Source organism: uncultured Eudoraea sp., from assembly GCF_947260015.1.
GTDB lineage: Bacteria > Bacteroidota > Bacteroidia > Flavobacteriales > Flavobacteriaceae > Eudoraea.
In genome coordinates this window covers 22,573-28,853 of sequence record NZ_CAMYOM010000013.1, presented here as the reverse complement: position 1 = coordinate 28,853, position 6,281 = coordinate 22,573, and the positions used below count along the sequence as shown (strand labels likewise).

Genomic DNA, 6,281 nt, shown 5'->3' with positions numbered 1-6,281 from the left:
TCTTTGTAGCGGGGACTGGACTCGAACCAGCGACCTTCGGGTTATGAGCCCGACGAGCTACCTACTGCTCTACCCCGCGATGTGAACTTTCAATATTTTTATTAGCAGTGTTTTTTATTCTTTTCCCAAGCATGAGTAGGTACCCTGTCCTGAGGAATCGAAGGATACTGCTCTACCCCGCGATGTGGACGGCAAATATACGATGCTTTTTTAGTTAAATCAAAACTTAGTACTGGAATTATTTGTCCCAACCACACACCCAAAAAGCTTAAATTCCATAACTTCGGAGCTTTAGTTTGTTTATGAAGATATTTAATGACTTTTTAGCGGCTGTACTTCCTTATACTGAATGGGTAATGCTTTTTTTAATAGTTGGTGGAGGCCTTTATCTGGTTGCTTACTCTAAATTACTTCCATATCGTTATTTTAAACATGCCATTTTAATAACTTCAGGTAAATACGATAATCCTGATGATCCTGGTGAAGTTAGTCATCTCCAGGCACTATCTTCGGCTGTTGCAGCCACTGTGGGATTGGGAAATATTTCTGGTGTAGCCATTGCTATATACCTTGGCGGGCCTGGCGTGGTACAATTTGCAGGGAGGGCCGATGTACTACATTACCATGGGTATGGGCAAAAAGGCCAGGCCTTTGGCTGTGTTCTTCTGTATTGCCGGCCTCTTTGGTGTTCTGCCCGCATTTACGACAAATCAGTTTACCCAAACATTAATGGGCGTGATTAACCCTAATGAAACCATTGCCGTATTGGGTGATTTTAATTGGAAATTGGGAATTGGGATTGTACTTAGTGTGATCACTTCATTCGTAATTTTCGGAGGCCTTAAAAAAATCGCCAAAGTAGCCACAGCAATTGTCCCATTTATGGTCCTTTTATATTTGTTTGCCGTTATTGTGATCATGGGAATGAATGCTGGTGAGATTTGGCCGTCATTAAAATTAATCCTGGTAGAAGCATTTAATATTGAAACTGCGGTCCAGGGAGGTTTATGGGGTCTTATCATTATCGGGATAAGACGAGCCGTATTTTCCAATGAATCCGGGGTTGGCAATGCGCCCATGTATCATGGGCAGTCCAAAACAAAAGAACCCATACAAGAAGGTTTAGTTGCCATGTTGGGCCCGTTTATAGATACCATTGTAGTGTGTACATTAACTGCAGTGGTAATTATTTTGAGTGGGGCCTATTTAGATGCGGAGAACAATGGAATTGTCATGACCCTGATCGCATTTAAGAAATCGCTCTTTGGTTATGGCGATGTGCTTTTAATGATCATCGTCTCTGCTTTTGCACTTTCAACCTTATTCACCTATTCTTACTACGGCACCAAATGTCTTTCATTTTTGACTAATGTTAAAGTAGGTAAGCTCTATAATTATATTTATGTAGGGAGTATTACTTTTGCAGCAGTGGCTTCTGTAGATCTTGTCGTGAATTTAATTGACCTGTCTTTTGCACTCATGGTAATCCCCAATATGATTGCGGTGCTATATTTGTCACCTAGAGTAAATATTGCGATGAAAACCTATTTTTCAAAAATCAAAGTATAATGGCTCACAAAGCAGGTTATGTGAATATCATTGGAAATCCCAATGTAGGAAAATCAACCCTTATGAACGCTTTTATAGGGGAGAAGCTTTCAATAATTACCGCAAAGGCACAGACCACAAGACATCGAATCCTGGGTATTGTGAACGGCGAGGATTTCCAGTTAATTCTTTCAGATACACCAGGGATTATTAAACCTGCCTACGAGTTGCAGGATTCAATGATGAAATTTGTAAAATCTGCATTTGAAGACGCGGATATCCTCATTTACATGGTTGAGATTGGTGAAAAATCATTAAAGGACAGCTCTTTTCTAGAAAGACTTAAAGAAAGTAAGATTCCCGTGCTGCTACTACTCAATAAAATTGATGCTTCAGATCAACAAACGTTGGAAGAACAAACGCAATATTGGCAGGAACAACTTCCTTCTGCGGAGATTCATCCTATTTCTGCCCTGAGAAATTTCAATGTTAAGGAAGTGTTTGAACGTATTTTGGAATTATTGCCCGAAGCACCTCCTTATTTTCCAAAGGACCAGCTAACAGATAAGCCGGAGCGTTTTTTTGTTAACGAAATTATCCGTGAAAAGATTCTGGAACACTATAAAAAGGAGATTCCATATTCGGTTGAAATTGAAACGGAAGAATTTTTGGAGGATGAAAAGATAATCCGGATTAGATCGGTTATTATGGTAGAGCGAGATTCTCAAAAGGGAATAATTATCGGGCATAAAGGCGCCGCACTAAAAAGGGTAGGAGTAGCTTCCAGAAAGGATCTTGAAAAATTCTTTGACAAACAGGTGTATATTGAACTCTATGTAAAAGTTAACAAAAACTGGCGGAGTAACCCCAATCAACTTCGCAGGTTTGGGTATGATCAGAAGTAAGTCAGCTTAAGTCTAAAACCTCTCTCATAAAATGGAACAATTGATTCATTTGTGGTTTCCCTTTTCTTCTACCCGCTCTTCCAAAAGCATATAAAACAAACCACAATATCACCATAAAAATCATCGCTCCAAGTTGCAGGCCGTATGATTTACCCAATGAAGCACTTGAATAGGCCCAAATTCCGAAGATTATAAAAAATGTTCCCACCCCGAAATGTAAAAACATAAAAAATGTCCATAGCGTTGGGTTTGGGCCAAACAGGCCGTATAGCTTAGAATTTTCTGCGTCTGTTTCGTTAATTTCCAAATGCAGTTGGGGAGACCAAAAATGAACATCTTTTTTTTGGAATTTTATAAAGACATGATCATCTATTCGATTTATCAGGAAAGGATTATTCTCATTCTTTTCAAAAGCCAGTAAAGCACTTTCTTTTGGCTGTGGAAGCTCTAGTTGGAACCTGGGTCTTAAAACAATGTCATTGGGCAATGCTTTCATACAGTTTTGTTTGCTCATAAAAGATACCTATTTCTTTTGAAACATCGCTCTAAGAGTTATCTAAATATAACAGACCGTTGTCCAATGCCTTATCTTTTATTTTTTATCTAGTTTCTTTAGCGCTAACTTTGCGGCCTAATTAGCAAGTATGGGCGCTATTGTAGCCATAGTCGGGAGACCGAATGTTGGAAAATCTACATTCTTTAATCGTTTAATACAAAGACGTGAGGCCATTGTAGATGCCGTAAGCGGGGTAACTCGCGACAGACATTATGGTAAGAGCGACTGGAACGGTAAGGAATTCTCATTAATAGATACCGGAGGCTATGTTCTGGGAAGTGATGATATCTTTGAGCAGGAAATAGATAAACAGGTAAAATTAGCCATTGATGAAGCAGATGCTATAATATTTATGGTAGATGTAGAAACCGGTATTACCGGTATGGATGAGGATGTAGCCCATTTATTGCGCCGTGCCAAAAAACCTGTTTTTTTGGCTGTTAATAAAGTAGATAACGCCAAACGTGCAGAGGATGCAGTTGAGTTTTATGCACTCGGATTAGGAGATTATTACAATCTTTCCAGCATTAACGGCAGTGGCACAGGAGAATTATTGGATGCCCTTGTTGAGGTATTGCCAGAAAGCGAAGAAGTTGAAGATGAACTACCCAGGTTTGCAGTGGTTGGGAGGCCCAATGCGGGGAAATCTTCTTTTATCAATGCATTGATTGGTGAAGAAAGATATATTGTAACAGACATAGCAGGGACCACACGTGATAGTATAGATACTAAGTACAACCGTTTTGGATTTGAGTTTAATTTGGTAGATACAGCGGGTATTCGCCGGAAAGCGAAGGTAAAAGAGGATCTGGAGTTTTATTCTGTCATGCGTTCAGTGAGAGCCATTGAGCACTGTGATGTTTGTTTACTTTTGTTAGATGCTACCCGTGGATTTGACGGACAGGTAGAAAACATTTTCTGGTTAGCACAGCGCAACAACAAAGGAATAGTGATCCTGGTTAACAAATGGGATTTAGTGGAGAAGGATACTAATGCAGTTAAACAATATACCCAAAAAATTAAACAGGCAATTGAACCCTTTACAGATGTTCCTATCCTTTTTATGTCGGTGCATACTAAACAGCGTATTTTTAAGGCTATAGAAACGGCCGTGGAAGTCTATCAAAACCGCTCTAAACGAATTCCCACGCGAAAACTTAATGACTTGCTGCTACCCATAATAGAGCATACACCACCGCCGGCGTACAAGGGGAAATATGTAAAGATTAAATATATTACCCAACTACCCACGCCGTATCCGCAATTTGCTTTTTTCTGTAACCTGCCGCAATATGTACGGGAGCCTTACAAGAGGTTTTTAGAGAATAAATTACGGGAGAATTTTGATTATGCCGGAGTACCGATTACCATATTCATGCGGAAAAAATAGAGTTAGTAAAGATTCTTACATGACCTTCCTCTTGCTTACCAGCCACCAGAGGCACCACCTCCGCCAAAGCCACCACCACCGAAACCTCCGCTAAAGCCACCACCACCAAAGCCTCCGCTTCCGAATCCACCACCGGAAGAACCAGAATTATATCCGCCCCTGCCCATATTGCTCAGGATGATAATATCCCAAAGGTTCATGCCTTTTTTTCGTCCCCCGCCTTTGCCTCCGCCACCTCTTCGGTTACGACTGCTAAGAATAATGATGATTACGATAAAAATGATAATGGGCAGAAATGCTCCAAAAGGAAAGTTTCCATCTCCTTCAGGAGGGCGTTCTTCTTTAAATTCACCCGTTAACACTTTAAAGATGGCATCAGATCCTTTATCCAATCCGGCAAAGTAATCTCCTTCTTTAAATTCAGGAATAATGACGTTCCCAATGATCCGTTTAGATAATGCATCTGTTAACGTAGCCTCTACACCATAACCTGTGTTAATGGCTACTCTTCGGTCTTCCCTAGCCAGAATGATCAGAATACCATTGTCCTCATCTTCTTGTCCTATACCCCATGCTTGTCCCCACTGGGCACCCAGATAGTTGATGTTTTCACCTTCAGTTGATTTTATTATGGCGATTACTATTTGCGTGGAAGTACTATCGGAATAACGGATAAGTTTCTGTTCCAGCGCATTTTTTTCGGGAGCCGTTAATAGCCCAATATAATCGTAAACACTTGTTTGAAGTTTTGGTTTTTCCGGGATCGTAAATTGTGCAAGAGCTGAGGTTCCCCACATCAGGAACAAGATAAGACTAGCCTTTAGATACCTCATTGCTCAATTCATTTGTGTCATTGGGTTTCCATGGAAAGTGCGCCTTCAACTCTTCTCCGGCCATAAGAATTCCGCGTATAATCCCTTCTTTAAATTTTCCTTCTTTGAAACTATTCTGAATAAGGTCTTTTGTGGAATTCCAAAAGTCATCCGGGACCACTTCATCAATGCCTTTATCTCCGCAGATTACAAATTTTTTATCCTCCACAGCTACATAAATCAGTACCCCATTACTTTCGCGCGTATTATCCATTTTAAGTAAATGAAAGACTTCCTGGGCCCTAACATAATGGTCTAAAGGTGAAGACGGTTCAATATGTACCCTGATCTCTCCGGAAGTATTTTTTTCAGATTCCAGAATGGCATCTACAATCTCTTGTTCTTCATCAGCAGTTAAGAAATCTTCTACTTTGGACATGGATGCGTAATCACTTAAATTCAAAATTCACATCAGGGGCATTTTCAGAACCGGGATCTGCCTGGTAACGTGCCATTTCATCAAATCCAAACCAACCTGCTAAAATTTTATTGGGAAATTTTTTAATGTAGATGTCATAGATATTAACCTGTTCATTATACCTATCCCTTGCCACATTAATCCGGTTTTCAGTTCCTTCCAATTGAGATTGTAATTCAAGGAAATTTTGATTGGCTTTTAAATCCGGATATCTTTCAACTGTTACAAGTAAACGTGATAAGGCCGAAGACAATCCAGTTTGTGCCTCCTGGAAGGCAGCCATTTTGTCTGGCGTTAGATTATCTACATCTATAGTTGTTGAACTGGCCTTTGCACGTGCTTCAATAACATCGGTTAATGTACCTCTTTCGAAATCTGCGGCACCCTGTACCGTTTTCACCAAATTGCCAATCAGATCATTTCTTCTTTGATACGAACTTTCAACATTGGACCAGGCAGTTTTGGCATTGGCTTCATATTCCACTGACGTATTATTAAATCCAACGGCCCATTGATAAATAGCAAATGCTAAGACCAGAAGGACAATTACGGGAATTAACCATTTTTTCATAATCGTTTAATTAAGTTATAG

Annotated in this window: 6 protein-coding genes, 1 tRNA gene and 1 pseudogene; 3 read left to right on the top strand and 5 right to left on the bottom strand. The window is 40.0% G+C overall.

Annotation, left to right across the window (positions count from 1 at the left end; all coding sequences use genetic code 11):
* Positions 1-6: 6 nt before the first annotated feature.
* Positions 7-79 (bottom strand) — tRNA-Met (locus Q0X66_RS07760).
* A 223-nt stretch (positions 80-302) separates the two neighbouring features.
* On the opposite strand from Q0X66_RS07760, the pseudogene Q0X66_RS07755 reads away from it, so the two are divergent.
* Positions 303-1,569: pseudogene (locus tag Q0X66_RS07755) on the top strand (alanine:cation symporter family protein).
* On the top strand, positions 1,569-2,453 hold the full coding sequence (era, locus tag Q0X66_RS07750; RefSeq protein WP_297704948.1) for a GTPase Era: 885 nt from the start codon (positions 1,569-1,571) through the stop codon (positions 2,451-2,453). The pseudogene Q0X66_RS07755 and the gene era overlap by 1 nt, the downstream one beginning before the upstream one ends.
* Position 2,454: 1 nt before the next feature.
* On the opposite strand, the gene Q0X66_RS07745 is transcribed toward era, so the two are convergent.
* Positions 2,455-2,949 (bottom strand): GTP-binding protein, encoded by a 495-nt coding sequence (locus tag Q0X66_RS07745; protein ID WP_297704946.1) that lies wholly within the window; start codon positions 2,947-2,949, stop codon positions 2,455-2,457.
* Between the two features lie 148 nt (positions 2,950-3,097).
* Here Q0X66_RS07745 and der point away from each other — a divergent pair, with 148 nt between their 5' ends.
* Positions 3,098-4,399, top strand: coding sequence for a ribosome biogenesis GTPase Der (der, locus tag Q0X66_RS07740; protein WP_297704944.1), 1,302 nt, complete (start codon positions 3,098-3,100; stop codon positions 4,397-4,399).
* 35 nt (positions 4,400-4,434) lie between these two features.
* Here der and Q0X66_RS07735 read toward each other — a convergent pair whose 3' ends face one another.
* The 3 genes from Q0X66_RS07735 to Q0X66_RS07725 are packed head-to-tail and all read right to left on the bottom strand — an operon-like array spanning position 4,435 to position 6,260.
* The gene (locus Q0X66_RS07735; protein WP_297704942.1) at positions 4,435-5,232 is read right to left on the bottom strand and encodes a YgcG family protein; all 798 of its coding nucleotides are present in this window, start codon (positions 5,230-5,232) and stop codon (positions 4,435-4,437) included.
* Positions 5,213-5,650 carry a TPM domain-containing protein gene (locus Q0X66_RS07730; RefSeq protein WP_297704940.1) on the bottom strand — a complete coding sequence of 146 codons (438 nt, stop codon included), beginning with the start codon at positions 5,648-5,650 and terminating at the stop codon, positions 5,213-5,215. The genes Q0X66_RS07735 and Q0X66_RS07730 overlap by 20 nt, the downstream gene beginning before the upstream one ends.
* A 10-nt stretch (positions 5,651-5,660) precedes the next feature.
* Positions 5,661-6,260 carry a LemA family protein gene (locus Q0X66_RS07725; RefSeq protein WP_297704938.1) on the bottom strand — a complete coding sequence of 200 codons (600 nt, stop codon included), beginning with the start codon at positions 6,258-6,260 and terminating at the stop codon, positions 5,661-5,663.
* Positions 6,261-6,281: the final 21 nt, after the last annotated feature.